This window comes from Pseudarthrobacter sp. H2, from assembly GCF_050157045.1.
Taxonomy (GTDB): domain Bacteria; phylum Actinomycetota; class Actinomycetes; order Actinomycetales; family Micrococcaceae; genus Arthrobacter.
The window spans coordinates 3,172,269-3,195,704 of record NZ_CP189594.1 but is presented as its reverse complement, the minus strand read 5'-3'; the positions used below and the strand labels follow the sequence as shown (position 1 = coordinate 3,195,704).

General features: G+C 66.0%; 20 protein-coding genes and 1 pseudogene. 11 read left to right on the top strand and 10 right to left on the bottom strand.

All coding sequences use genetic code 11. The annotated features are described in order from the left end of the window. Positions 1-206: 206 nt before the first annotated feature. Positions 207-722 (top strand): sigma-70 family RNA polymerase sigma factor, encoded by a 516-nt coding sequence (locus tag ACQCSZ_RS14940; RefSeq protein WP_427004521.1) that lies wholly within the window; start codon positions 207-209, stop codon positions 720-722. 66 nt (positions 723-788) lie between these two features. On the opposite strand, the gene ACQCSZ_RS14935 is transcribed toward ACQCSZ_RS14940, so the two are convergent. From ACQCSZ_RS14935 to ACQCSZ_RS14920, 4 genes are all read right to left on the bottom strand, one after another. Next, positions 789-1,736, bottom strand: coding sequence for a TAXI family TRAP transporter solute-binding subunit (locus ACQCSZ_RS14935; RefSeq protein ID WP_427004520.1), 948 nt, complete (start codon positions 1,734-1,736; stop codon positions 789-791). Continuing rightward, positions 1,733-3,277, bottom strand: coding sequence for a sensor histidine kinase (locus ACQCSZ_RS14930; RefSeq protein WP_427004519.1), 1,545 nt, complete (start codon positions 3,275-3,277; stop codon positions 1,733-1,735). Before ACQCSZ_RS14930 ends, ACQCSZ_RS14935 begins: the two co-directional genes overlap by 4 nt. A gap of 6 nt (positions 3,278-3,283) precedes the next feature. Next, entirely contained in the window at positions 3,284-3,949 is a 666-nt protein-coding gene (locus tag ACQCSZ_RS14925; protein ID WP_427008357.1) for a response regulator transcription factor, read from the bottom strand. Positions 3,950-4,028: 79 nt separating this feature from the next. After that, the gene (locus ACQCSZ_RS14920; protein WP_427004518.1) at positions 4,029-5,393 is read right to left on the bottom strand and encodes an MFS transporter; all 1,365 of its coding nucleotides are present in this window, start codon (positions 5,391-5,393) and stop codon (positions 4,029-4,031) included. A 209-nt stretch (positions 5,394-5,602) separates the two neighbouring features. Between ACQCSZ_RS14920 and egtA the strand changes: the two genes are divergently transcribed. Genes egtA through egtD form a run of 4 tightly spaced genes read left to right on the top strand, consistent with a single transcriptional unit; the run spans position 5,603 to position 10,042 of the window. Continuing rightward, on the top strand, positions 5,603-6,895 hold the full coding sequence (gene egtA / locus ACQCSZ_RS14915; RefSeq protein ID WP_427004517.1) for an ergothioneine biosynthesis glutamate--cysteine ligase EgtA: 1,293 nt from the start codon (positions 5,603-5,605) through the stop codon (positions 6,893-6,895). Next, positions 6,885-8,291 (top strand): ergothioneine biosynthesis protein EgtB, encoded by a 1,407-nt coding sequence (gene egtB, locus ACQCSZ_RS14910; protein ID WP_427004516.1) that lies wholly within the window; start codon positions 6,885-6,887, stop codon positions 8,289-8,291. Before egtA ends, egtB begins: the two co-directional genes overlap by 11 nt. 3 nt (positions 8,292-8,294) lie before the next feature. Continuing rightward, positions 8,295-9,059 carry an ergothioneine biosynthesis protein EgtC gene (egtC, locus tag ACQCSZ_RS14905; protein WP_427004515.1) on the top strand — a complete coding sequence of 255 codons (765 nt, stop codon included), beginning with the start codon at positions 8,295-8,297 and terminating at the stop codon, positions 9,057-9,059. Beyond that, on the top strand, positions 9,056-10,042 hold the full coding sequence (egtD, locus tag ACQCSZ_RS14900) for an L-histidine N(alpha)-methyltransferase (RefSeq protein WP_427004514.1): 987 nt from the start codon (positions 9,056-9,058) through the stop codon (positions 10,040-10,042). The genes egtC and egtD overlap by 4 nt, the downstream gene beginning before the upstream one ends. Before the next feature lie 31 nt (positions 10,043-10,073). Here egtD and ACQCSZ_RS14895 read toward each other — a convergent pair whose 3' ends face one another. Beyond that, entirely contained in the window at positions 10,074-11,264 is a 1,191-nt protein-coding gene (locus tag ACQCSZ_RS14895) for an aminotransferase class V-fold PLP-dependent enzyme (RefSeq protein WP_427004513.1), read from the bottom strand. A 188-nt stretch (positions 11,265-11,452) separates the two neighbouring features. On the opposite strand from ACQCSZ_RS14895, the gene ACQCSZ_RS14890 reads away from it, so the two are divergent. The 4 genes and pseudogenes from ACQCSZ_RS14890 (at position 11,453) to ACQCSZ_RS14875 (ending at position 15,753) form a co-directional block, all read left to right on the top strand. Further along, complete coding sequence (locus ACQCSZ_RS14890) at positions 11,453-11,806, top strand: DUF4158 domain-containing protein (RefSeq protein WP_427004512.1); 354 nt, start codon at positions 11,453-11,455, stop codon at positions 11,804-11,806. Positions 11,807-11,909: 103 nt separating this feature from the next. Then, positions 11,910-13,291 (top strand): annotated as a pseudogene (locus tag ACQCSZ_RS14885) (IS1380 family transposase); the annotation flags it as partial. A 280-nt stretch (positions 13,292-13,571) separates the two neighbouring features. Beyond that, entirely contained in the window at positions 13,572-14,768 is a 1,197-nt protein-coding gene (locus ACQCSZ_RS14880) for a Fic family protein (protein WP_427004511.1), read from the top strand. A gap of 340 nt (positions 14,769-15,108) precedes the next feature. Then, the gene (locus ACQCSZ_RS14875; protein WP_427004510.1) at positions 15,109-15,753 is read left to right on the top strand and encodes a hypothetical protein; all 645 of its coding nucleotides are present in this window, start codon (positions 15,109-15,111) and stop codon (positions 15,751-15,753) included. A 494-nt stretch (positions 15,754-16,247) separates the two neighbouring features. Here the strand turns inward: ACQCSZ_RS14875 and ACQCSZ_RS14870 are convergent, their stop codons facing one another. The 3 genes from ACQCSZ_RS14870 to ACQCSZ_RS14860 all read right to left on the bottom strand — a co-directional run bounded on the left by ACQCSZ_RS14870 (position 16,248) and on the right by ACQCSZ_RS14860 (position 19,372). After that, entirely contained in the window at positions 16,248-16,811 is a 564-nt protein-coding gene (locus tag ACQCSZ_RS14870) for a dihydrofolate reductase family protein (RefSeq protein WP_427004509.1), read from the bottom strand. A 146-nt stretch (positions 16,812-16,957) separates the two neighbouring features. Next, the gene (locus tag ACQCSZ_RS14865; protein WP_427004508.1) at positions 16,958-17,773 is read right to left on the bottom strand and encodes a hypothetical protein; all 816 of its coding nucleotides are present in this window, start codon (positions 17,771-17,773) and stop codon (positions 16,958-16,960) included. Positions 17,774-18,172: 399 nt separating this feature from the next. Further along, entirely contained in the window at positions 18,173-19,372 is a 1,200-nt protein-coding gene (locus ACQCSZ_RS14860) for an IS4 family transposase (RefSeq protein ID WP_427004507.1), read from the bottom strand. Between the two features lie 155 nt (positions 19,373-19,527). Between ACQCSZ_RS14860 and ACQCSZ_RS14855 the strand changes: the two genes are divergently transcribed. Continuing rightward, positions 19,528-19,998 carry a hypothetical protein gene (locus tag ACQCSZ_RS14855; RefSeq protein ID WP_427004506.1) on the top strand — a complete coding sequence of 157 codons (471 nt, stop codon included), beginning with the start codon at positions 19,528-19,530 and terminating at the stop codon, positions 19,996-19,998. Between the two features lie 151 nt (positions 19,999-20,149). On the opposite strand, the gene ACQCSZ_RS14850 is transcribed toward ACQCSZ_RS14855, so the two are convergent. After that, a complete protein-coding gene (locus ACQCSZ_RS14850) occupies positions 20,150-21,391 on the bottom strand; it encodes a hypothetical protein (protein WP_427004505.1) in 1,242 nt (413 codons plus the stop codon). A 273-nt stretch (positions 21,392-21,664) separates the two neighbouring features. Next, the gene (locus ACQCSZ_RS14845) at positions 21,665-22,477 is read right to left on the bottom strand and encodes a nuclease-related domain-containing protein (RefSeq protein ID WP_427004504.1); all 813 of its coding nucleotides are present in this window, start codon (positions 22,475-22,477) and stop codon (positions 21,665-21,667) included. On the opposite strand from ACQCSZ_RS14845, the gene ACQCSZ_RS14840 reads away from it, so the two are divergent. Continuing rightward, a complete protein-coding gene (locus tag ACQCSZ_RS14840; RefSeq protein ID WP_427004503.1) occupies positions 22,424-23,293 on the top strand; it encodes a putative immunity protein in 870 nt (289 codons plus the stop codon). The two genes, ACQCSZ_RS14845 and ACQCSZ_RS14840, sit on opposite strands and share 54 nt — an antisense overlap. The last annotated feature ends 143 nt before the right edge of the window (positions 23,294-23,436 follow it).

Below are 23,436 nucleotides of genomic sequence, written 5' to 3'. Positions count from 1 at the left end.
GCCCGGGCGCCGGGCCGGCGGCGTGCCATCGGCGGCCACTTGGCTCGGCTGCTTGGGGCACGGGCACTACTTGGAGGACGCACTTCGGTAAATACTGGTTCAATTCCGGACCGTCTGGGTTAGGTTGAACCTCGGGCTCCGGGCGTGCTGTCTCTGCCGGGAACACCCGTCACGGATCTTGGCCGCACCGCAGGGGAGGTAAGCACATGGCGCCTGACGAGGACGTTGTTGCGGCGATTTACAGTGAGCACGGCAGCGCCCTGCGCAGGTTCGTGCTGAGCGCGTCACGGGACCCTGTGCTGGCTGACGGCATCGTGCACGAAACGGTGCTGCGGGTCCAGCAAGCGCCCAAGATTACCGGCAGTATGCGCAGTTACCTGTTCCGGACGGCGCGAAACGTCCTGATCGACAACCACCGAAAGTCACAGCGCCGGCCGCAGGAGGCTGGGGAACGTGACGTGGCCGATCCCGTCCGGGCAAGGGAGCGGATCGATGAGCTGCTCAACAGGGTCCCGATGGAAGAGGCCCTGATGAGGCTCAGCAGGGAACACCTGGACGTGCTGGTGGCACTCCACTACCGCCGCTTCACGGTGGGTGAGGCGGCGGCGCAACTGAACATTCCAGCCGGCCTGGTGAAATCGCGCGCCTTCCATGCAGTCAGGGCACTCCGGACCATCCTTGATGACTGGGGGCAAATCGCTGAACAGCAGGGAACTCCATGAAGACCATCCATCCACGGCGGCTCCCGGCCCCGTGAACAGGAACTGAACCCCGGGTGCGGCGCCGGCCTACCCGTGCAGGCGCCGGTACGCTGCCGCGGCGCCCGGGTGCAGCCCGATTCCCGACGTGGAGATGAGCGACCGGGCGTCCAGGTACTGGGCGCCCAGGGCACCTGCCGGAATCAGCTCGGCGGCCCGGGCCACCAGGATTTCCACGATCGAGCCCACCGCCGACGCCGGAACGTCCGGGCGCGCCAGCAGCAGGCTGGCGACGCCGATGGTTCCCACCTCCGCGGCGGAACCATAGACCCCGGCAGGGATGTTCGCCGCCATGTAGACCTCGCCAAACCGTCCGCGCAGCACTTTCTGCTCGGCCGAGAGGTCGATCAGACGGATCGCGGTGGACCCGCGCGGCCCGGAGTCCGGGTCCACTGCCAGCACGGGGAACCCGCCGGCGAAGAGGGCCGCCTGGATCTCGCCGCGCCCCATCGCCCCGGTGACCTCGGTGAGCGGAACGGGCCGCAGGGTGATGTCCCGGGGTGTCAGTCCGCTGGCCTCCAGAATGCGCAGCCCGGTGAACTGCGTCCCCGAGTTGTCCGGTCCCAGGCTCACCACGTGGCCTTTCAGTTCCGACATCGCGCGGATCGGCGACCCTGCCGGCACGGCGAGCTGGAAATAGTTCTGATAGAGGCGGCCGACGGACTCCAGGCCTTCGGGCGCAGCGGCCGCGGCATCGGCCAGCGCGAGGGCAAGATTCACCGCTCCTGCCCGCAGCAGCTGCAGGTTCTCCGCCGTCCCGGCGGACGGCCGGGGGACAAGGCGGAAGCTGGCCCCGGCAGTTTCCACGGTCCGGGCCAGCAGGGCCGCGAATTCGTTGAAGAATCCTCCGGTTTCACCGGTTCCCAGCAGGTATTCCGGCGGCTTTCCTTCTGTGCAGGCCGCCAGCAACAGCCCGGAAGCGGCCGCGACTCCCGCGCCGAGGAACAGGCGGCGGTCCAGCAAACGCGGATGGTTCATCGGTTGTCCTCCGCGGGATCGCTCTTCCCGAAGGACTGGTCCGGTTGCTTGTCGTTCTCAACGGCGTGGGGACAGCGGACGACGGCGGTCAGCCCTCCGCCGTCGGTGTCCGCAAACTCGAGGCTGCCGCCGAAGGACGCGAGCAGCGCAGCCGCGATGGCCAGTCCCAGGCCGGTGCCGGGTTGTCCGCCGCCCGCGCGGTCCGCCGTCGGCGATCCACGGTAGAAGCGCTCGGTGAGCCGTCCGCGCTGGTCGTCGCTGACCCCCGGGCCGTTGTCCGCCACGCAGACAGCCACGCTTTCCGGGCTCCCGTCGGCCGCCGCCCGGTAGGCGCAGGACACCCGCACCTCGGCGCCGGGACCTGCATATTTGCAGGCATTGTCGATCAGAATGTCCAGGATCTGGCCGAGGGCACCTTCCGATATTGCGGCTTGCGCCCCGGTGTCCGCGCCCTTCGATGCAGCATCGGCCGGACCGGCGTCGAAGGCCAGGCGGACACCCCGCTCGGCCGCCGAACGCTGCCAGAACTCCGTCCGCTCCGCCGCGACGGCAGCAGGCACACAGCGGCCCCTCTGCTTGTCCCCGCCCTCGGGCGGAGCCTCGGCGGTGGCCAGGGCCAGCAGGTCATCGAGGATCGTGGTGAACCGCTGGGACTCCGCCGTTGCCCGCTGGTAGTTGTTGCGGCCGGCCGCGGTGACGTGCGGTTCCAGAAAATCCAGGCGCAGCTGGAGGGCCGCGAGGGGGTTCCGGAGCTGGTGCGCGGTGTCCGCCACCAGGCGGCGCTGCGAGCGGGCGGAACTCTCGACGGCGGCCGCCATCAGTTCGAAGGACCCCGAGAGCGCGCGGAGCTCCGGCGGCCCCTGCCGCGAAGGCTCCGCATCCGGCTCCGCATCCGGCGCCGCATCCGGCGCCGTCACAGGCTGGCTGAACGGCAGGCTGGCGGTCAGGCGCCCCAGCCGGCGGCTGAGGTTTTCCAGCGGACGCAGCACCCAGCGGCTGACGGCTACGGCCAGGATCCCAAACGCGATCATGGCGGCGGCCATGCCGAGAAAGACATACAGCCACAGCAGGCCAATGTCCGCCTTCGCCGCCCGGGTGGACGCAACGATCAGGACGGCACCGTTGAGCTGGCTGTCCGTGCCCACCGGTTTCGCGACCACGACGTCCTCAGGACCCCACGGGGTCAGCGCGCCAAGGTCGGCGGAGGGCTGGTTGCGAAGCGCCCGGGACACGGACTCGGAGATCCCGGGTGCATCCGGGCTGATCCCTTCGCCGTGCGGAGGGACCCCCTTGGTGGAGACCACAGCCAGCGTGTCACCGTAGAGCTCGTGGTAGACCCGCATTTCCTCGAACAGGGTTCCGGGAACCCCGGTGGTCACATAGCCGGAGGCCAGTCCCACGAAACGCTGGAGGTCGGAGTCCCTGCTGAGGACGAACTGCCGGGTCCGGGCATCCGCCGTGGAGGCGGCCAGGGGAAACCCGAATCCCGTGACCGCAAGCGCGGTCAGGACCGCCAGCACCCACAACAGCCTGTTCCGCATGGCGGGTCAGGCCGTCCAGCGGTAGCCGAAACCGCGCATGGTCTCGATCAGGCCGTCCCGTTCAAGCTTGGCCCGGAGGGCGTTCATATGGACGTCCAGGGTGCGTGAGACGGACACAAAGGCATCGCCCCAGATCCGGTCCATGAGGAACTGCCGGCTTACCGCGGTGCCCGGATTTTCCACGAGCAGGGCCAGCAGTTCGAATTCCTTGGTGGTCAGCAGGATCTGGCGCCCGGCGACAGAGAGGGTCCGGGAGGCCAGGTCCACCACGATGTCGCCGAACACCCGGAGTTGCTCCCGGTTCTTCAGGGCGGGGAGCTTCGAGGTGCGGCGTCCCACCGCCTCGATCCGGGCCAGCAATTCCGCCATCCGCACCGGCTTGACCAGGTAGTCGTCCGCTCCGCTGCGGAGTCCCCGCACCACGGAGCGTTCGTCGGCACGTGCCGTGAGGATCAGGACCGGTACCAGGCTTACCTGCCGCAACCGGCGCAACACTTCGATTCCGTCCAGGTCCGGGAGCCCCAGGTCCAGCAGCACCACGTCGAATTCGGGATGGCGGGTCAGGATGTCGAGGCCGTGGCTCATCCGCGCGGCGCCGATCTGGTGCATCGCCAGCCCGTCAACAAGGGCGCCGGCCACGCCGTCGTCGTCCTCGACGATCCCTACCTGTATCACAGCGTCTCCTGCTCATGGGGCGCCGGCGGCGCAGCATGGCTGCGCCGCCGACGTGTAGACCTAAGGCTAAGTGTAATTAGGCCCGTACCGGCTCCCGTGTGTCAGCGGGGGACTCGCTCCGTTGCAGGTCGGCTTCCAGCTGCGAAGACTTCGCCGGGTCCTTGACCATGACAGCTGCCACCAGGGTCAGGGCGATGCAGCCGGTGACGTACCAGAAGAAGACCGGCTCGTTGCCTGCCTGCTTCAGTGCCAGGGCAAGCGGCTCTGCGGTTCCACCAAAGAGGGCAGCGACGATGGCGTGGGGCAGGCCGACGCCGAGGGCCCGGACCTTGGTGGGGAACATTTCCGCCTTGACGATGGCACTCAGCGCGGTGTAGCCGGTGACGAAAATCAGGCCGGCCATCATCAGGCCGGAAGCTGCGAAGACGTTGCTGGTGTGTGACAGCAGCGTCATCAGGGGAACTGTGGCAAGGGTGCCGCCGATGGAGAAGAAGAGCATCACCTTGCGCCGGCCGTAGCGGTCGGACAACGCGCCGGCTACAGGCTGCAGGAACATGAAGATCAGGAGGGCGATAAAGCTGATGATCGAGGCGTCTTCCTTGCGGATACCCGAGGTGTTGACCATGTACTTCTGCATGTAGGTGCTGTACACGTAGAACGCCACTGTGCCGCCGAGGGCCAGCCCGAAGACGGCCAGGAGCTGGCGGGGATACTGCAGCAGGTCCCGGAGCGAACCCCCCGGCTTGGAGCCGTTGGCGCCGGACCCGCGGCCGGCCTTTTCAATCAGGTAGTGCTCGGACTCGTCCATGCCGCGGCGCAGGATCATCACGCCCAGGCCGGCCACGGCCCCGATGATGAAGGGCACGCGCCAGCCCCACGCGCTCATCTGGTCAGTGCTGAGCAGCTGTTGCAGCACGATCATGACCAGGAGCGCAGCCAGCTGGCCCAGGATGATCGAGGCGTACTGGAAGCTTGAATAGAAGCCGCGCTTGCCCGGCGTCGCGATCTCGGACAGGTACGTGGCGCTGGAACCGAACTCCCCGCCCACGCTGAGTCCCTGGAGGAGCCGGGCAACCACGAGAAGGATCGGGGCCACGATGCCGATGGAGGCGAAGGAAGGCGTCAGGGCAATGATCAATGATCCGCCGCTCATGAGCAGGACCGACAGCGCCAGGGCGCTGCGGCGTCCATACCGGTCCGCGTACATGCCCAGGATCCAGCCACCGAGGGGCCGCATCAGGAACCCGACGGCGAACACCGTGGCGGTGGAGAGCAGCTGCGCCGTGAGGTTGCCCGCCGGAAAGAATGATGCTGCGAAATAGATGCTGAATGAAGCGTAGACAAACCAGTCGAACCATTCGATCAGGTTGCCGAGGCACCCCTTGATGACGTTTCCGACGACCCGCGATTTCTGCGGGGCCCCCGTGTTGTTCTGCGGCATTGAAACTCCCTTGTTCCCGTGGCCCCGCGTGGGGCTGTGTTTGTGGCTGATTCCAATGTGGTACGGCTCACAGGGTTTGGGGAGTCGGGCCGGGGAAACTTAACCGTGCCTTAAGAATGGGACGGATTGTGCTGGATCGTTGACAAGGCGGAAAGGGGGCTGTTTAGCTTGCCGTTTGAAGTCAACCGCCGCGGAAGGAATGGTGTGGCGTGAGCTCTGCATGGCTGCCCGGGCGTGACATCCGCCCGCTCTCCGAGTCCGATGCCGAGGTCTACGTTGCCTCCGTGTGCTTCAAGACCGGGCCGCCGGGTGCTGCCGGGGTGGAAGTCGAGCGCTTGGTCCACGACGTCTCGGATCCGCGGTTTCCGGTCCCCGTTGCACGGGTCAGCGACGCCATGGCGGCATCGGAAGGACCGTTGCCTGGCGGGGGAGTGATCACCTTTGAGCCGGGCGGCCAGCTGGAGGTCAGCTCAGCCTGCGCGCCTGGTCTTCCCGCTCTCATTGCGGCGACCCGCGCGGACCTTGCAGCCGTTGAGGCCCTGCTGGCGGGCGCCGGCCTTTGCTTCGGCGCGGTGGCCCTGGACCCTGGCCGGCCACCTGTACGGACTTTGGATCATCCACGGTATGCCGCCATGGAGCAACATTTCGACCGGTTCGGCCCCGCCGGCCGGACGATGATGTGCTCCACCGCTTCCCTGCAGATTTCACTGGAGGCCGGGTTCGACAATCCCGGGCCCAGCGGCGCGGCGCAACGCTGGGCGCGGCTGCACAATCTCCTGCCGGTCCTCGTGGCCATGTTTGCCAATTCCCCGTTCCTTGACGGCGTCCCGAGCGGCTGGCACAGCAACCGGCAGCGTATCTGGCTGGCCATGGACCCCACCCGGACCGCCCCGGTTCCCCCCGCGGCGGACCCGCGCCTGGCCTGGGCGCGCTACGCCCTCGACGCGCTGGTGCTGTGCATCCCGTCAGGGGAGGCTTCATGGACAGCCCCGCGCGGGCTGACGATGCGGAACTGGCTCCGCGGGGAAGGCCCGAGGCCCGCCACGCTGGGTGACCTGGAATACCACCTGACAACCCTGTTCCCGCCGGTCCGGCCACGGGGGTTCCTGGAGACCAGGGTGATCGACGCCCAGGCAGGCAGCGATTGGGAGCCGGTCACGGCCATGGTGACGGCGCTCATGGACGATGAACACGCAGCCGGCCTCGCCGCGGAGGCCTGCGCCCCGGTTGCTTCCCTGTCCGATCCGATGAGGACCGCCGCCCGTCACGCCCTGGCGGATCCCGTGCTCGCCTCGGCGGCCCTCGGGTGCGCGGAGGCCGCCCTGATGGCATTGCCCCGTCTGGGGGTGGACGCCGCCACGCGCACCAGGGCGGAAGATTTCGTGGACCGCTATACGGCGCGGGGCCGGTGCCCGGCGGAGGAGCGGCTGGACCGGTGGCAACGAACCGGGAGCTATTCTGGTCCGTCACAGTACGAGGAGGATCGCGAAAATGCCAGATAACCTGCCCGGCGCCGGCGCCGGCACCGATCCCGGCACCGCCGGCACCGGCGCTGGCGCCGGCACCGATCCGGAAGCGCTCAGGGCTTTCATCGCCGACGGGCTGGAAAGGGCCCGGAAACGGACGCATGCCCTGACTGAGTGCGACGAGGAGGAGCTGCTGAAGCAGCACTCGCCGCTGATGTCACCGCTGGTCTGGGACCTGGCGCACGTCGGCAGCCAGGAGGAAATCTGGCTGGTGCGCGACGTCGGGAAAATGGAGCCGTTGCGGTGCGACCTCGACCGGATGTACGACGCGTTCCAGCATCCGCGCAGCGCCCGGCCGTCGCTGCCGCTGCTCTCGCCGATGGAGTCCCGAAAGTACCTTGCCCAGGTCCGTGCCAAGGCGCTCGATATCCTGGACCGGACCCCGTTGGAAGGCTCGCCGCTGGTGGACCGGGGCTTCGCCTTCGGAATGATCATCCAGCACGAGCAGCAGCACGACGAGACGATGCTGGCCACGCACCAGCTCCGCGTCGGCCTGCCGGTCCTGCAGGCCCGGCCGTTGGCGGAGGCTGTGTTGCCCACGGCCCGGCCCGCGGACCGGCACTCCCTGGCGAAGGAGGTGCTGGTCCCGGCGGGGACGTTCATGATGGGGACCTCGGTGGAGCCGTGGGCGCTGGACAACGAACGCCCGGCCCACGCGGTGGACGTGCCCGGCTACTGGATCGACACCGTTCCGGTGACCAACGGCGCCTACCGCTCTTTCGTCGACGACGGCGGGTACCGGAACCCCCTCTGGTGGACCGCCGCGGGATGGAACCATGTCCGGGAAGCCGGCCTGGTGGCGCCCCAGTACTGGGAACGCGACGGTGACCGGTGGATCAGGACCAGGTTCGGCGTCGTTGAACCGGTGCCGGACGATGAGCCGGTGCAGCACGTGTGCTGGTTCGAAGCGGACGCGTACGCCCGCTGGGCCGGGCGCCGGCTGCCGACCGAGGCGGAGTGGGAAAAGGCTGCGCGCCATGACCCCGGATCCGGGTGTTCGCGGCGCTACCCGTGGGGGGATGACGATCCGGCGCCCCATCACGCGAACCTTGGCGGATCAGCCCTGCGGCCTTCCCCGGCCGGCTCCTATCCGGCCGGAGCCTCACCGCTGGGGGTGCGCCAGCTCATCGGTGATGTCTGGGAATGGGTCTCCAGTGACTTCCGCCCCTACCCCGGATTCAGCGCGTTCCCGTATCAGGAATACAGCGAAGTGTTTTTCGGGCCCGACTACAAGGTGCTGCGCGGAGGCTCCTGGGCGGCGGACCCGGCCGCGTGCCGGGGGACCTTCCGAAATTGGGACTACCCGGTCCGCCGGCAGATCTTTGCCGGCTTCCGCACGGCGCGCGACGCCGAACCGGCCGGGGTGCGTTAGCCCGTGTGCCGTCATCTTGCTTATCTCGGGGCACCGATGCCGCTGGCGGAGCTGCTGCTCGCCCCCGCCTACGGGCTGTTGACGCAGTCCTGGGCGCCCAGGCGGCAGCGGAACGGGACGGTGAACGCTGATGGTTTCGGCGTCGGCTGGTATGCCCCGGGGGATCCTGTACCTGCCCGGTACCGCCGGGCCATACCGATCTGGGCGGACAGGTCCTTCGCCGACGTCGCCAGGGTCACCTCCAGCGGGGCGGTGCTCGCGGCCGTCCGGTCAGCGACATCGGGGATGACGCAGGAGGAGTCGGCTGCCGCCCCGTATGCGCACGGCCCCTGGCTCTTCAGCCACAACGGCCGCGTCGAGGGCTGGCCGGATGCCTTGGAAGGTCTTGCCGCTTCCCTTCCGCCCGCCCGTCTGCTGGCGCTGGAAGCCCAGGTCGACTCCGCCCTGCTCTGGGCCCTCGTCCTGGAACGGCTCGCCGCGGGGGACTCCGCCGGGGATGCGCTGGCGCACGTGGTCGGCACTGTCGCTGCCGTCACCGGCGGCCGGCTGAACTTTCTGCTCACCGACGGCACGGGCATCGCGGCCACGGCCGCCGGCGACACCCTTTTCTGGCGGACCGGCCCGGGGAACGTCGTGGTGGCCAGTGAACCCTTCGACGACGGCCCCGGCTGGCATGAGGTGCCGGACGGCTGCCTCCTGACCGCCACCGCCGGCCACATCGACATACGTCCGATTCCCAACCTCACGAAGGAACAGGTGGCCCCATGAGCCTCTCCACCGACCGCCCCGACATCATCCACCACCTGCCTCCGGACCACCTGGGACGCAGCCTGCGCGCCGATGTGCGGGCCGGGCTCACCGCGTCGCCGAAAACGCTGCCACCCAAGTGGTTCTATGACAAGCTGGGCAGCGAACTGTTTGAGCGCATCACGGGCCTGCCGGAGTACTATCCGACCCGGGCCGAACGTGAGGTGCTGGAGCTCTTTGCAGCAGAGATGGCGGCCGCGAGTCCTGCGGAGACGCTGATCGAGCTCGGGTCCGGATCGTCCCGGAAAACCCCGCTGCTCCTCAATGCGCTGCGGGGGGAGGGATCCCTGCGCCGCTACGTGGCCGTGGATGTCAGCCACAGCGCACTGCTGGAGGCCCGCAACGAACTGGCCCCTGCCTTTCCCGACCTTGAGCTTCAGGCCGTGGCAGCGGATTTCGAGACCCAGCTGCACCTGCTGCCGCGGGCGGGCCGCCGCATGGTGGCGTTCCTGGGCGGCACCATCGGTAATTTTGAGCCGGCGGCGAGGGCCCGCTTTCTCTCCAGCGTCCGCGAGTTGCTGGGGGACGACGGCGGTTCGCTGCTTCTTGGCACGGACCTGGTGAAGTCACCGCACGTCCTTGTTCCGGCCTACGCCGACGCCGAGGGCGTCACCGCGGACTTCAACCGGAACGTGCTGCGCGTCCTCAACGCCGAGCTGGGCGCCGACTTCGACGTGATGGCGTTTGAGCATGTGGCGGTGTGGAAGCCCCAGGAGGAGTGGATCGAGATGCGGCTGCGCGCCAGCAGGCCGATGCTGGTGCGCCTGCCGGGGGTTGGCATGGACGTCCGGTTCGACGAGGGGGAGGAACTGCGGACGGAGATTTCGGCCAAGTTCCGCCTCGAGGGCGTGGTCGAAGAGATGGAGGCGGCGGGGTTCTCCGCCGTCGGGCAGTGGACCGATCGGCAGAACCGTTACGCCATGACCCTGGCCGAAGCCAACTAGGCTGGCCGGCCGACGGACACCGTCAGGTACCCTACGACGTTCCCTGAAGGAAGCCGACCAGTCGCTGGATCTCGGTCTCGGTGTTGTAGTAGTGCACCGAGGCCCGCACCACCAGGTCCTCCCCCTGTCGCCTCCCTGCGGGGGCGGAGTCGGCCTGGGCGGAGGGCAGGGGTGCCACGGAGACATTGATCCGGTGGTCCGCCAGCCGGGTCTTGATGTTCCTGGCGTCGCTTCCCTTCACTGAAAACGTGACGATGCCGCACCGGGTGATCCCGCGGTCGTGGACAATGACCGCGGGAACCGCCGCCAGCTCGGACCGCAGCTGCTCCGCGAGCCCGGCCACACGCTCCTGCACGGCGTCCAGGCCCAGGGCCAGGGCGTAATCGACTGCCCGGCCCAGGCCCAGCCGTCCGGCGGCACCGCTCTCCCAGCTCTCGAAGCGCCGGGCATCGCCGCGAACTTCAAAGCCCGCGGCGCCGGTCGGAACCGCGGAATGCCCGTCCAGCATGGCCGGCTCAAGCCGTTCCAGGACCGAGGCGCGGACATAGAGGAACGCGGTGCCGCGCGGTCCGCGCAGAAACTTCCGTCCCGTTCCCGCCAGCACGTCGCAGCCCAATGCCTGCACGTCCAACGGCATCTGGCCCACCGACTGGCAGGCGTCGAGCACAAACATCACCCCGGCAGCGCGGCAGCGTCTGCCCACCTCCGCCGCCGGATTTACCAGGCCGTTGGCCATGGGCACATGTGTCAGGGCGAGCATGGCCACGTTTCCGCGGTCTAGCTCCCGCTGCAGGTGCTCCACGTCAACCTGCCCGTGGGGATCGTCGTCGAGCACCACAATCTGCAGGTCGTTGCGACGCGCAAGCTGCCGCAGCGCAATGACATTGCCTGCGTACTCGGTGCGGCCGATGAGCAGCCGCGTCCGGGGGACAAAGGGGAAGCTGTACACCGCCATCGCCCAGGCGCGGCTGCCGCTTTCGGCCAGGGCTATCTCGCTCGGCCCCGCCCCGATCAGCCGCGCCACCGAGGAGTACACGCCCTCCAGCCGATCGGCAGCCTCCTCCGCCGCTTCATAGCCGCCGACCTCCTCCTCACGGCGTAAATGACCCACCACAGTGTCCACTACAGGACTGGGGGCCAGCGAGCTCCCCGCATTGTTCAGATGGGTCACGCTCAGGACACCACGAGTCTGCCTGCGCACCGCTTCGACATCAATTGGCATAGACCACATCCTGCCGCAAATGGGTGAGGAAGTGATCCCGGCCCTCGCCGCAAGGATGCCCGGGCCAGGAGCTCGGGGTCCACGGCCGGGGCCATGCCTGCCGTGCGGGTAGCGGGCGGTTTCGGGGTCTGAGGAGGATCGGTACGGAAATTCACGGTAAGGGGCCCGGCGGCTGTTGAATTGGTTGCATGGCGGTCGATTTACTAAGTGATGAGCAGGCCGCCGGGTTCGGCCGATTCCCTGATGAAGTATCGCGGGAGGACCTGGAACGCTTTTGGTGGTTGGACGATACTGACTTGTCGATAGCCGGCCGCCGCCGGCTTTTGCGGCGGTTCTGTGGTCCCGTTTGGGGAACCCCTTGCGGGACGGTTCCGCCATGGTGTGGTCCGAGTGCGTCGTTGATCTCTCCACGGCGCCCCTCTTGCTGCACGCTGCTGAGTCGACTCTCAGCGGACATCGCCCTTTTTCACTTCTCTGGCGGCCGAGGTCTCGCCAGCTTTGGAAGGGGCTTTTCGCAAGATCCTAGCCTCGGTCTTTCATGAGGGAGTGGCTGGAACGCGTGTTTAAAGCCTGAAAGGTGCCCTGACGTGGGAAAATGTAGTTACCACACAACATTTTTCATGACACATCAGGAGCACCCTGCAGGTGAGTTACTTTACCGGCTTTTACCCGTCTGTCCGTGTTGATTCTTCCGGGGACGGGGTGGTGTCGCAGGCTGGCGGGGTGATCCTGACGTCGATGGTGAAGGGGGCTGGTCTTGGCGCTGGTTTGTCGGAGGCTTTGGAGCCGTGGCGCAAGCCCTTTGCCACGCACGACCCGGGCAAAATCCTCACCGACCTCGCCCTGTCGTTGGCCACGGGCGGCGACAGTGTGTCTGACATTGACCGGCTTCGCAACCAGCCCGAGGTGTACGGGCTCGTGGCCTCGGATCCGACGATCAGCCGGCTGTTCAAGATCCTGGCAACAGTAAAGCCTGCCAGGGCGCTGGCGGCCATCAACGGCGCCCGCGCCAAGGCTCGGGCCCATGTGTGGGCGCAAGCCGGGAAGGATTCACCCCTGCACGCGGTGAGCGCCGGGAATCCGCTGGTCATCGACCTCGACGCGTCCCTCCTGAATTCCCATTCAGAGAAGGAAGACGCCCGTCCAACGTGGAAGAAGGGCTTCGGATTCCACCCGCTGTGTTCCTTCCTTGACCACGGGATTCTGGGCACCGGTGAGCCGCTGGTGACCCTGCTGCGGCCCGGCAATGCCGGCTCCAACACGGTCAGTGATCACATCCAGGTCGTAAGGACTCTGTCAAACAACTCCCGAAAGGGTACCGGTCGGGGAGGAAGATTATGATCCGCACCGATTCCGCCGGCGGCACGCACGGGTTCCTGGACTGGCTGACTGCCAAGGGTCGCAACTTCTCCTACTCCGTGGGGTTCCCGATCCACGGTGCGGTGGCCGCTGTCCTGCCCCTGGTCGCCAAAGACGGGTGGACCAAGGCGTACGACAGCGACGGGGTTGAGCGTGACGGCGCCTGGGTCGCCGACATCACCGGCATGCTGGACCTGTCCTCATGGCCTGCCGGGATGCGGGTCATCGTCCGCAAGGAAATCCCGCACGTCGGCGCCCAGCTGCGGATCACCGACATCGACGGGCACCGGTACACGGCCATCGCGACGAACCAGGAAAAGGGCCAGCTGGCCACGTTGGAGGTCCGCCACCGGCTCCGGGCACGCTGCGAGGACAGGATCCGCAACGCCAAAGACACCGGCCTGGCCAACCTGCCCTTCCACGCCTTTACCGGCAATGAACTCTGGTGCCACGTGGTCATGCTCGCCGCTGAGATCATGGCCTGGACCCAAATGATTGCCTTCACCGGCACAAAGGCCAGACGCTGGGAGCCTAAGAAACTCCGCGCCAGGCTGTTCGAAATCGGCGGCAAAATCGCCAGCCACGCCCGCCAAACCACCTTGCACCTGGCCGCGACAGCACCGGACGTGACGCTGCTGCTCAAAGGAATGAAACGCCTCGCAGTACTGAGCCGCCATAACCTGGACCGCCAACCGTCCGCCGCTCATCCAGAAAGCACCAGCATCACTGACCGGTGTGGAACCTGTCACCGACAACCGCCATCAGGCCAGCGGTCCAAATGTCACACCCAAATGCCACCATAGGAACCGTCAGGCAGCCGGTAAGCCCAGACCCACTGGAAACCACGCCTCATGAAAGATCGAGGCTAGAGCCGGCGTTGGGAATAAACGCAGAATAACGAGAAGTCATAACAATGGATAAGTGAATAAGCATTGATACACTCAACCAATGTCCACGTTTGAGGAGAAGGCGCCCTGGCCGTCGCTTGGCTATGAAGAACGGCCCTGGCACAGCGTCCAGGACGAGTATGGCTCACGAACGCAGAAGCGTCTGGCCGCGGGGCCGTACTTGGCGGCGGTGCCCGCATTCATCGCCGATCAGACAATCTCGCTCGATAGCGAGCTGCACGCGCTGACTGAAGAGGCCGCGAGCGAGCTGGCGCGCTTCGATGCGGAAGTAGGTCAAATCGCGGCACCATTCGCGTCCATTCTCCTGCGCACCGAGAGCGCCTCCAGCTCGGAAATCGAGAACCTCACGAGCGGCGCACGGCAGATCGCCTTGGCGGAGCTCGGTGAGCACGCCTCGAAGAATGCGCAGCTCATCGTCGGCAATGTCCGAGCCATGCAAGCAGCTCTTTCCCTGTCCGAGTCCATCGACGGCCACGCCATCCTGGAAATGCATCGCGCACTGCTCGAGCAAAGCAATCCCGACATCGTCGGCCATTGGCGTGACCAGCAGGTCTGGATCGGTGGCGGGAGCCTCGGACCGCACACCGCGCAGTTTGTCCCTCCCCATCAGGATCGGGTCCCCGCGCTCATGGACGACCTCTTCGCCTTCGCCAATCGCGTCGACCTTCCCGTGCTCGTTCACACCGCGATCGCCCACGCCCAATTCGAGACAATCCACCCGTTCCCCGATGGCAACGGGAGGGTCGGTCGCGCCCTCATCCAGTCGATGCTGCGCGGCGGGCAGCTCACTCGAAACGTTGCCGTTCCTGTCTCAGCAGGTTTGCTCCACAACACCAGCCAATACTTTGATTCCCTGGGTGCGTACCGGTCCGGAGACATCGCCCCGATTGTTCGTTCAATCGCCGAGGCATCCCTCGCGGCGGTACACAACGGCCGTATCCTCGTCGACGACCTGGAAATCGTGCAGGTCGAATGGCGCGGGCGCATCAGCGCGAGACGAGACTCGGCAGCCCACCGGCTCGTGGACGTTCTCCTTCGCCAACCCGTGATTGGCGCAGCCGCAGCCGCAGCTCAGCTTGGCATATCGACCGTCAACGCTCAGGTCGCTATCGACCGCCTCGTTGACGCCAACATTCTGACCCAAATCACAGACGGACGACGAAACCGAATTTGGCTAGCGAAGGACGTCGTTCAGGTACTTGACGAGTTCGCCGCCCGAGCAAAGCGGCGCCGATAGTCGGACGGTGAACGGACGCACTCTGAGCCGACCGAGCGCTGCCCGATTTGGAGTCCAGCTCCTGCCCGCAACGGAACCCTGACCGGGCGGAAAACTCAGGCCTTATCGGACCCTGTCCCGCCGGCGCGGGAGACGCCCGAGAGGTCCTCGCCCCGGCTGGACCCGTACAGCCGGCAATCGAGGTCTGGTGCTGAACAGCGTGCCCCTATGTTTTTCGTCAAGTAGCGTGCTGTTGGCTTCTGGGTGTAGATAGTTCAGGATTTGAGCATCAGGTTTAGTGGCATTGGCGGAGGACAGCCGAGCCCTTGCACCACTACTCGTGCTTAGGGGGAAGCGGACGATGAGCGGAATCGACGATCTCATGCCCCGGTCCGGCGACCGTTGGGCCACCGCCACGCGACGAGCGCAGGGCATTGCAGATCAGGGCCTGGGCGATGCCCTGAAGACCTACTACACTCTCTATTTCCCGGCCGGGGTGATCATCCTCGTCACGGCGGGGACCGTTCTCGGGATCCTGGCCTTCGGAGGCGGACCGGCGGACTGGCCGTCCTTTCTCGTGTTCGGATTCTTCCTTGCAGTGCTGGGTGCCCCCATCGGGGGCCTCATTTACAATGCGAAGAAAATCGCGCCTGCAGCGGAGACGGGCAGGATCGACGTGCTGCTTTCGCTGGAAGACGAAGAGCGAAAAGACATCCGGCGCCAGCTTCTCGGGAAGACACCCGTTGACCCGGAGCATCTTGTCGTCTCGGAGGCCGCCGCCGTGCAACTGCGAAAGAATCTCGCCACACAGCTCATCTGGATGTCAGTGTTCCCGCTTGTATTCATTCCCCAAGTCATGCGAGGAGCCGGGTTCATCTCATGGTTCATGGCGGCTGGCGTGCTTGTCATGGTGATTGGGGCGATGTACGTTGTCCGGGACTTCCAGCGGGGTGGCAGGTTCCTTGACCGCACGGCAGAGCCGGGCGCAAAGGGACCACCGGAGTGACCCGTTCGAGGATCCTTGACCGGACGATGCTGCATCTCAGACTGCTGTGGCCCGCCCGCTGAATTTGCATTGAGCTGCGTGGACGGTAATACCGACACTGACGGCCGTACTAAGGAGCAATGCCAGGAAGCCGGCGCCTACGGCGAGAGAGTAGCTTGCCGGATCTGGTACTGAGTCCACGACGGGTTCCATATGGAACCATATGGTGGCTCCAGCACTGACTCCGAGTAGCAGGATGAGGCCAGTGACAACCCACGCGACGATTGCAAGGACAACGATTTTCATATTTCCCCCCATTGAACGGCAGTCCGTTTTACCCAAACCCTAGTTCAGCGGGCAACCCGGGAGGTCACCTGTCCGGTAAAGGATCCCTATCCGGACGGATCGTCTGCGGCGAAGAACAGGATCCGGCAGGAACCTCACGATCGCCTCGGAACACAGCGCCACGAGATCCTTGGGTGGCCCGAAGCCCGCGCTGATTCGACGTCGGGCACTCAGCGCCTGGTCTCGTACCTGGTAAGGACCACACCGTCGGGAAACGTCCGGGTCTCCATCAGGCTCAGGTTCACCCAGTTGTCCAGGGCTGTGAAGAACGGCGTGCCGCCGCCCACCAGGACCGGATGGGTGACGATCGCGTACTCGTCGATCAGCCCGGCCCGCATGGCCGCCGCGGCGAGTGTGGCACCGCCGATGTCCATGGGGCCGCCGTCGTCGGCCTTGAGCCGGGTGATCTCGGTGACCGCGTCGCCGGTGACCAGGCGGGTATTCCAGTCGACCGTGCTGGTCGTCGAGGAGAACACCACCTTCGGCATGTCCCGCCAGCGGCGGGCGAACTCGATCTGCGCCGGTGTGGCGCCAGGCTGCTGGTCGGCGGTCGGCCAGTGGGAGCTCATCGTCTCCCACAGTTTGCGCCCGTACAGCGCCAGGCCCGTCGCCCCCACCCGGTCGGACCACCATTGGAACAGCTCGTCGCTCGGTACGCTCCAGCCGAGGTTGTCGCCGGGCGCGGCGATGTAGCCGTCCAGGCTCAGGTTCATGCCGAAGGTCAGTTTGCGCATGGCGTCAGTCTCCCGTGAGTCGGTATTCGTTGTACAGACCAGCACGGCGCGGAAAAGTCATCGGTCAGGCCACACCGAGGGCCAGTTGACCACCACGCCAAGCAGATGCTCCGTACGGAAAGGATCCGCTGACGGGCGCAATGAAGTCAGCGCTTCCGAGGGACGTTGATGCGAACGTCAGCGGCCTGGGCTTCATCCAGCACCCATCGCTGGTACTTCGGGTGGTCCGGGTATTTTTTACGGAGATAATCCCTGACGACTTTCCCCGGGCGGTGTTCATTGGTATAGCCGAGCTCCCGAGCGAGTTCGGCAGGTTCATACGTAGCCACGGCTCTGAGTGTAGGCCGTGGCCGGGGCACTTCAGAGGTGACGGTTGGCCTTGAGCGCCCAGTAAGTCGATCGGCATCCGGGACATTGGGATGGCTTCCCTGGCGTGATAGTCCAGCGGTAGCTTCGCGCACTTTCTCGACAAACTCGCTGCGCTTATTGCCAAGTGGGAATGGGATCGCTTCGTCATGAAGTAGCGGAAGATGAGCGGCTCTAAATGGACCAGCTAGGAGCTCAAAAGTAGGGGTATGGCATATGACAATCCCGTCAGGATTGAGAACGCGGACGCGCCGAACGCAGTCTTCAACGCTTGCTTTGAGGGCCGCCCGGCGAATTGCCGGCGAAAGCGCGTTCACCGGTCGCGATGCGAGATCGATCAGGTACACGCCCTCATTGCGAAGCCGTGTAAGCCAAGGCTCCTTCAGATCACCCTTGGTCAGTGTGCCGCTATCGCAGAGAGCGGCGACGACGGATCTAAAGAGGTTGTCCGCTTGGTTCAATGGCTCTGAGCAGAAGAACCGCCGGTTGTCCGGGTCGCCACCGTCATCTGGTGCTGATTCACCGACGAGTAAGAGCCGGATATGCGACGGTTTCCACTGTTCGCGGAGGGATTGATACCACTCTTCCTCGGCCATTTCCCTCCTTAGATGAATTCGCTCGGCCAGTCTGTGGGGACAATCCGAATGCTGCAGGCAACCGCTAACAAATCCCTGAGGGCGCCGGCGACCGTGCAACATGCCGTGAAATCAGAATACGGCTTTCATGGACTACTGGCATCCACGCAGAATTATGAGGCCACGCACCCGATGGACGGCGACTCTGACGCTGTCCCGGTGAAGGATCCCTCACCGAGACACTGCCGAAAGTCCTCGGCTAGGCACAATACTGTTTACTTAGGCTTTTTTGGTATTCGCTTGAGTGGCCAGTTCGACATTTTCCTTTTGATGACGCGGGGGTTGGTTCTTGGCCGGCGCGGGGGCAGCAGTTCATGCAGGATTTCGCGGCAGAAGACCGTGAAGGCCTCCGCCAGACGCTCAGGGGGAAAAAGCCGGGCGCGCGGCGAGGGAACGCCGTACTGCCCGGAGGGTGCGGGTGAAAGAGAACCTCAGGGGGTCTTCCTCGAAGTGGTGGGCGACGTCGCCGATGAGGGACCGGATGGCGTAGTGCACGCAGAGGTATCCGTAGATTTCCTGCAGGACCCCGTCGGGGGTTTTGGAGCGCAGCACGGTCCCGGGGCCGCGCTGGTGGGTTTTGAGTTCATCGAAGCAGGACTCGATTTCCCAGCGTTTGGCGTAGGCTTCGGCAAGGTCCTCCGCGGAGGCGGCGTGCGGGTCAAGGATCGTGGTGATCAGCCGGAATTCGCTGCTCGTGTCGCCGGTGCTGACGGTGTATTCGATCACGCGCACCCGGATGGGGTCCGTGTTGTTCCGCCGTGCCTTCGGGTTCGCGTAGACGGCGGAGAGGTAGGAGCCGTCGGCCAGGTCCTCGAGCACGGGCAGCACGGCGTTGGCCTTGACCCGCCACAGCAGTTGCGCACCGGTTCCGGAGCTGTCCTTCCAGGCCGTGTAGGAGAAGAACCCGCGGTCGGCCATGGCCAGCATGTCCGCCTCCAGCCGGTGGAGCAGGCCCGGATAGAGGTCGTGCTCGGACGTGGAAAAGCCGGAGACCACGGCCCCGATCACCGCGTGCGTGGCGCATTCGACCAGGCCGAGCACCCGCGCCTGCGGGTAGGCGCTTTTCAGATCCGTGGCCGTGCCCGGCCTGCCATACGCGCGCTCGTTGGCCTCCGTGTCCGCCAGATCCAGGCAGGTCCCGTCCACGGACACCAGCCGCCAGGAGCCGTGGAATCCCGGACCGCCCGGGAGTGCCAGAGGCTTCGCGGTCTCGGCGAACAGTTCGGCCATCACGGCGGAACCGAGGCGGGTCCGGGCCTTGAAGATCGCGGCCTTCGTCGGCATCTGCCAGTCCCGGAACCGGCCCGTGATCCATTCCATGCCGGCCAGCAGGGACCGCATCACTTCCTCATACGAACCGGCCGAAAACAAGGCCAGCGCCATCACGTAATAGACCATCAACCGCGACGGCAGCAACCGGTTCCGCTGCTCACGGGCCCCGGTCCGCCCAATCACCGCATCAACGACATCCGGCGGGAAAACCCGCGTCAAAACACCGAGCGAGACGTGGTCACTCAACCGCTCAGGACCCTCGGGAGTCACCCATCCGCTACGCGCCATGCCGAAAGATTAACACAACTACTCTAAGTGAACGGCATTGCGGCTAGGCACGGGATCACCTCGGGCCTTCTCCTCTTCCGATGCTTGTCAACCCTCGGGAGCCCTGGAGCATTTCTGCCCTCACAAATTGGCGGTGCTTGGTGGGATACTGCAGCATGGCTCGCAAACGTCGTCGATCCGGCAGCGCGGCCGCAGCGGGCGCCGGTGCGCTCGGGTGTGGCCCCTTCGGCATCTTCCTCGCCCTCGGCGCGATCTGGCTTCTCATCCAGTATTGGTGGGTTCTCCTGATCGCCCTCGGCGTGGTCGCGCTGACCGTGGCACTGGTCCATATCGCCAAGACCCCGGCCCCTCCGACCACAGCGCGGCCGACCAAGCCGATCCGGACGCCCGAGCCCAGGGCCCTCGTCAGTGAGGACCTCGCGGCCCAGATGCGCGCCAACAAGCGCGTCCGCCACGTGCGGGCGATGCAGGAGTGGGACTACGAGTGGATCCGGCTGACCTATCCCGAGAAGAGCAGCCGGGAGCTCAGTGAAATCGCCAACGCCCGCTTCGCGAGGGGATGGTCGGTCGGCGTCTCAACTACCGGGCCCCCTCCGTCCCCCGACAATGACCCCAAGACCGACTAGTTTCTCCCGTGAGAACGGTCGCTGACGTAACCTGCACTGGGACGACCCTGTGACCGCGTTCGACCTCACGATCGGTCTACTCAGCTGCTCCACGGTTGAGGTATGCGGGGGGCGCCACGGTCTTGCGCCGGCGCTGACCGGGCCCGGGTCGTCAGCCCACGCGGATGCCGTTGTCAGCGAGGAACTCGCGGGAACGGCCCATCTGGCGGTCGGTGGAGAAGGCGTACCACTGTTCGCTAAGGTTCTCGCCGTGGACGATGTCGCGGAACCGGAAGAAGGCACCTTTGCCCTCGATCGCCCGCTCCAGCCGCTCCCGGAGGGCTTTATCGTGCTGCCGCTCGGCGAAGGCCGCCATGTCCCGCCAGCCGTTCCGCGGACCGGTGCGGTGGAGCCGAAGCCAACGCTCTGGCTCCTCCTCCACGTCGATGGCGGCGTCCTCCCCGACTATCATCGGGTCAGTGGCGCTGTCGTCGTACACTTGCCCGGTGTGCAGGTCGAGGTAGCCACCGGTCGACAGGTCGGGATCCCCTTCCAGCACGGTGCTGAGCATGTCGAGGTCTACCGGCACCACCCTGCCTGTCAGCGGCACACGGCGCAGACCGGCCAGCAGGTCCTCGGCCAGCAGCGGGTCCCCAGCGCCGCCGCGCCACGTCAGCCGGTTGATGACCGACAGTGCCACCGGCTCGGCCTCCTGGCGTCTTTGCTCCAGCGCCATCGGTATGCCGGCCCCCACCTGTTGCAGGGCGTCATCGATGTCGCGTCCCGTCACCGCAGCGAGGAAGCGAGCCGCGTCTGCCGCCGCGATGGCTTCACGCAGCTCGGACAGGTCGAGCCCCGGCACCTGCACCTGTGCGGGCCACGCGTGCAGCAGCATCGGGTGCGGCCGGCTCGGTTTCCCCGGCGCCCGGCTCTCCCCGTCGTCGGTAGCCCACCGGCGCCCGTACTGGTCCGGGATGCTGCCCCAGCCCCAGTACGGCAGGGGGGCATCAGGACGGATACCCAATACCTCCAGCGGGTCGACCTTCTCCTCCCCGACCACGCACCTGTGCGTCCAGGCGTCACCGAGGTCGAACGTGAACTGAAACTCAGCCCCCGGCTCCAGCGTCCGGGCGACCTTGGCAGCAGCGATGTCGATTGGCGCGATGATCGGCCCGCCGATCGATCCGGCCATCTCGGCTCCCGTCTCTTCGTCGGTGATTACCCGGCCGTCGGCCAGGGTGAACATTGACAGGTGCGAGCGGTCCCATCGGGCGAAGGCATCGTTGATGGCGTTGGCGAGATCCATGAAGGTGTGCGACGGTCCGACCGCGAAGATGCGCCCGGGCCACGGCCACAGCTCCTCGCCACGACCGCCGAGCAGTTCCACCGTCAGCGACAACCAGGTTCGTGCCATACCCCAAGGATGGCACGCGCCGCGGCGGTGCCGTAGTCGCGTTACTGCAGGGCGCCGGGCGCCAGCATCCCGCAGGAGGCCCTGTTCCGCGACAAGGATGAGCGAAAACTTATGCACGCGCTTGAATGCGATGATATGCCGGCGATCCGGCTCTATCGTGGCTCTCTGCTGTCCCGTTTGATCATCCCTAACCGGGCGTGCGCCGAGATGCGAGCTAGGCGCGGCCCAGCGTTACTTTGACGTGCGGACGCCTTCGAACGTCAGCACCTGACCTCACGCAAATTTGAACCGCGAGGCTACCAACTCACGCATAGCGGCGACATCAACATCGCCGGGTACTTCCTCAGCCAGCACTTTGCCTAATCGTTTCGGCCAGAGTACGTGAATGCCACGAGTCGCGAACGCGCCCCCGATCAGGGGCCAGTCGGCTTCGACGAAGCACAGCGCGCCAGTGACGGGCACATCCCCGACGAGATCCCGTACGAGCCCGACCTGTTTGAGTACCCCATCGAGCAGCTTCGTGCAGTCACGCCCTCCGACGATAAGCTTCTCGACGCGTGGCCGAAGGATGCCTCCCTCGATCTTCAGCTCGGGTCGCCCCTTGTACCGCTTGGCGTCGATCACCCAGATCCCCCTGCCAGTTATGGCGATATGGTCGATGTTGGCCTTCGAACCGGGGATGCGGCGGTCGTGAAGGACCGCGATGCCATCGGTGGCCAAGGAGTCGAGCCGAGCACCGAGGCGCTCCTCGCCGACCGCACCCCGCTCCCAAGCTTTGGTGCTTTGCCGCTCGTCAGAGAGCGCGACGGCGAGACCACCCAATCGACCCCATTTCTCGCGGAGTCTCTCCTCATCATTGGTCTTGCGGCGCTCATATTCACGTCGCGCCGACCACCCGGCTACTCCGGACCTGGTGGGCGACGAATCCTCACAAGGTGGTTCGAGATCCGGGGACATGGCCTCGGGGACGCACTCCAAGCAGCGGACGGTCTTCGTTTCGGTTTCGTAGATGGCTTCTTTGCCGGGGGGAAGATGGGCACTGCACACCCGACATGCCCCGGCATACCGGAGCCTTATCTGCTTCATGAAGATGCGGACTGGACCGGGACGGGCGCATCGGAGTTCGCATTCAGCTCTGTGAGGAGACCGAACCCTTCGGTCTTGACCGAAGGGAGGAGGCTCGGGTCGGAAATTACGGCGTTCAGGCCGGGGATACGCGTTGGCATGGTCCAATTCTCACCCGCAGCAGGGACGATTCTGGGACGTGCCGCGCGTCCGTCATACCAACTACCTCGCGGAACTGTTTCGGTGAGGGATCGGTATGCGAGCCGTGTGTACGGTACTGATATGGCTTCTCCGCAGACGCTAAGCGGGGCCGAGCGCCGCGTCGTCGCGACTTGGGCCGCAGACTGCGCTGAGCGAGTCCTGGCCTTATTTGAGGCAGAGGCTCCGGCAGATGGTCGCCCCCGCGACGCCATCGCTCGAGCCCGAGCCTTCGCTCGCGGTGAGCACAGTGCCGCCGAAGAGATCCGCCGGCGGTTTGTTGCTGGCCGTGCCGCACGCGAGGTGAATAGCCCTGCTGCGGTGGCTGCCGCCCGGTCTGCCACACAAGCCGCAGCCGTCGCTCACATGGGCGCGCACGCCTTGGGGGCAGCCGCGTATGCCGCGAAAGCGGCCGGACTGGCGGCACCCGATCGGCCCCAGACGGTCGACGACGAGATCCACTGGCAACTCGAGCACATGAGTGCCGAAGCCCGGTCCGCGCTTCGGCGCTTGCCACCGCTGGGTGGGAATTCCGCCGGTCCGCTGGGGCCAGGACTTCTCGCGTCCGGAATCCTCGCCTCGATTATCCGCGCGATCCAGGCCGACGTGGCTCGCCCTGACCAGCCTTCCTCCAGCTGAATCTGCCGCCCGTAAGCCGGTCCCCCAACGGCGCAAACGCCACTCAAAATTTTCGGATCACGATCGCCGTGTTTCCGCGACCGGCCGATTCCCGTAAGACTCGCCCGAGAAAATGCCCGGTGACGGGGGGACAAACGCTACAT

Coding starts and splice junctions, on each gene's coding strand:
- ACQCSZ_RS14940 (WP_427004521.1), top strand. CDS start 207: ATGGCGCCTGACGAGGACGTTGTTGCGGCGATTTACAGTGAGCACGGC.
- ACQCSZ_RS14935 (WP_427004520.1), bottom strand. CDS start 1,736: ATGAACCATCCGCGTTTGCTGGACCGCCGCCTGTTCCTCGGCGCGGGA.
- ACQCSZ_RS14930 (WP_427004519.1), bottom strand. CDS start 3,277: ATGCGGAACAGGCTGTTGTGGGTGCTGGCGGTCCTGACCGCGCTTGCG.
- ACQCSZ_RS14920 (WP_427004518.1), bottom strand. CDS start 5,393: ATGCCGCAGAACAACACGGGGGCCCCGCAGAAATCGCGGGTCGTCGGA.
- egtB (WP_427004516.1), top strand. CDS start 6,885: ATGCCAGATAACCTGCCCGGCGCCGGCGCCGGCACCGATCCCGGCACC.
- egtD (WP_427004514.1), top strand. CDS start 9,056: ATGAGCCTCTCCACCGACCGCCCCGACATCATCCACCACCTGCCTCCG.
- ACQCSZ_RS14895 (WP_427004513.1), bottom strand. CDS start 11,264: ATGCCAATTGATGTCGAAGCGGTGCGCAGGCAGACTCGTGGTGTCCTG.
- ACQCSZ_RS14890 (WP_427004512.1), top strand. CDS start 11,453: ATGGCGGTCGATTTACTAAGTGATGAGCAGGCCGCCGGGTTCGGCCGA.
- ACQCSZ_RS14880 (WP_427004511.1), top strand. CDS start 13,572: ATGTCCACGTTTGAGGAGAAGGCGCCCTGGCCGTCGCTTGGCTATGAA.
- ACQCSZ_RS14875 (WP_427004510.1), top strand. CDS start 15,109: ATGAGCGGAATCGACGATCTCATGCCCCGGTCCGGCGACCGTTGGGCC.
- ACQCSZ_RS14870 (WP_427004509.1), bottom strand. CDS start 16,811: ATGCGCAAACTGACCTTCGGCATGAACCTGAGCCTGGACGGCTACATC.
- ACQCSZ_RS14865 (WP_427004508.1), bottom strand. CDS start 17,773: ATGGCCGAGGAAGAGTGGTATCAATCCCTCCGCGAACAGTGGAAACCG.
- ACQCSZ_RS14860 (WP_427004507.1), bottom strand. CDS start 19,372: ATGGCGCGTAGCGGATGGGTGACTCCCGAGGGTCCTGAGCGGTTGAGT.
- ACQCSZ_RS14855 (WP_427004506.1), top strand. CDS start 19,528: ATGGCTCGCAAACGTCGTCGATCCGGCAGCGCGGCCGCAGCGGGCGCC.
- ACQCSZ_RS14850 (WP_427004505.1), bottom strand. CDS start 21,391: ATGGCACGAACCTGGTTGTCGCTGACGGTGGAACTGCTCGGCGGTCGT.
- ACQCSZ_RS14840 (WP_427004503.1), top strand. CDS start 22,424: ATGGGCACTGCACACCCGACATGCCCCGGCATACCGGAGCCTTATCTG.
- ACQCSZ_RS14845 (WP_427004504.1), bottom strand. CDS start 22,477: ATGAAGCAGATAAGGCTCCGGTATGCCGGGGCATGTCGGGTGTGCAGT.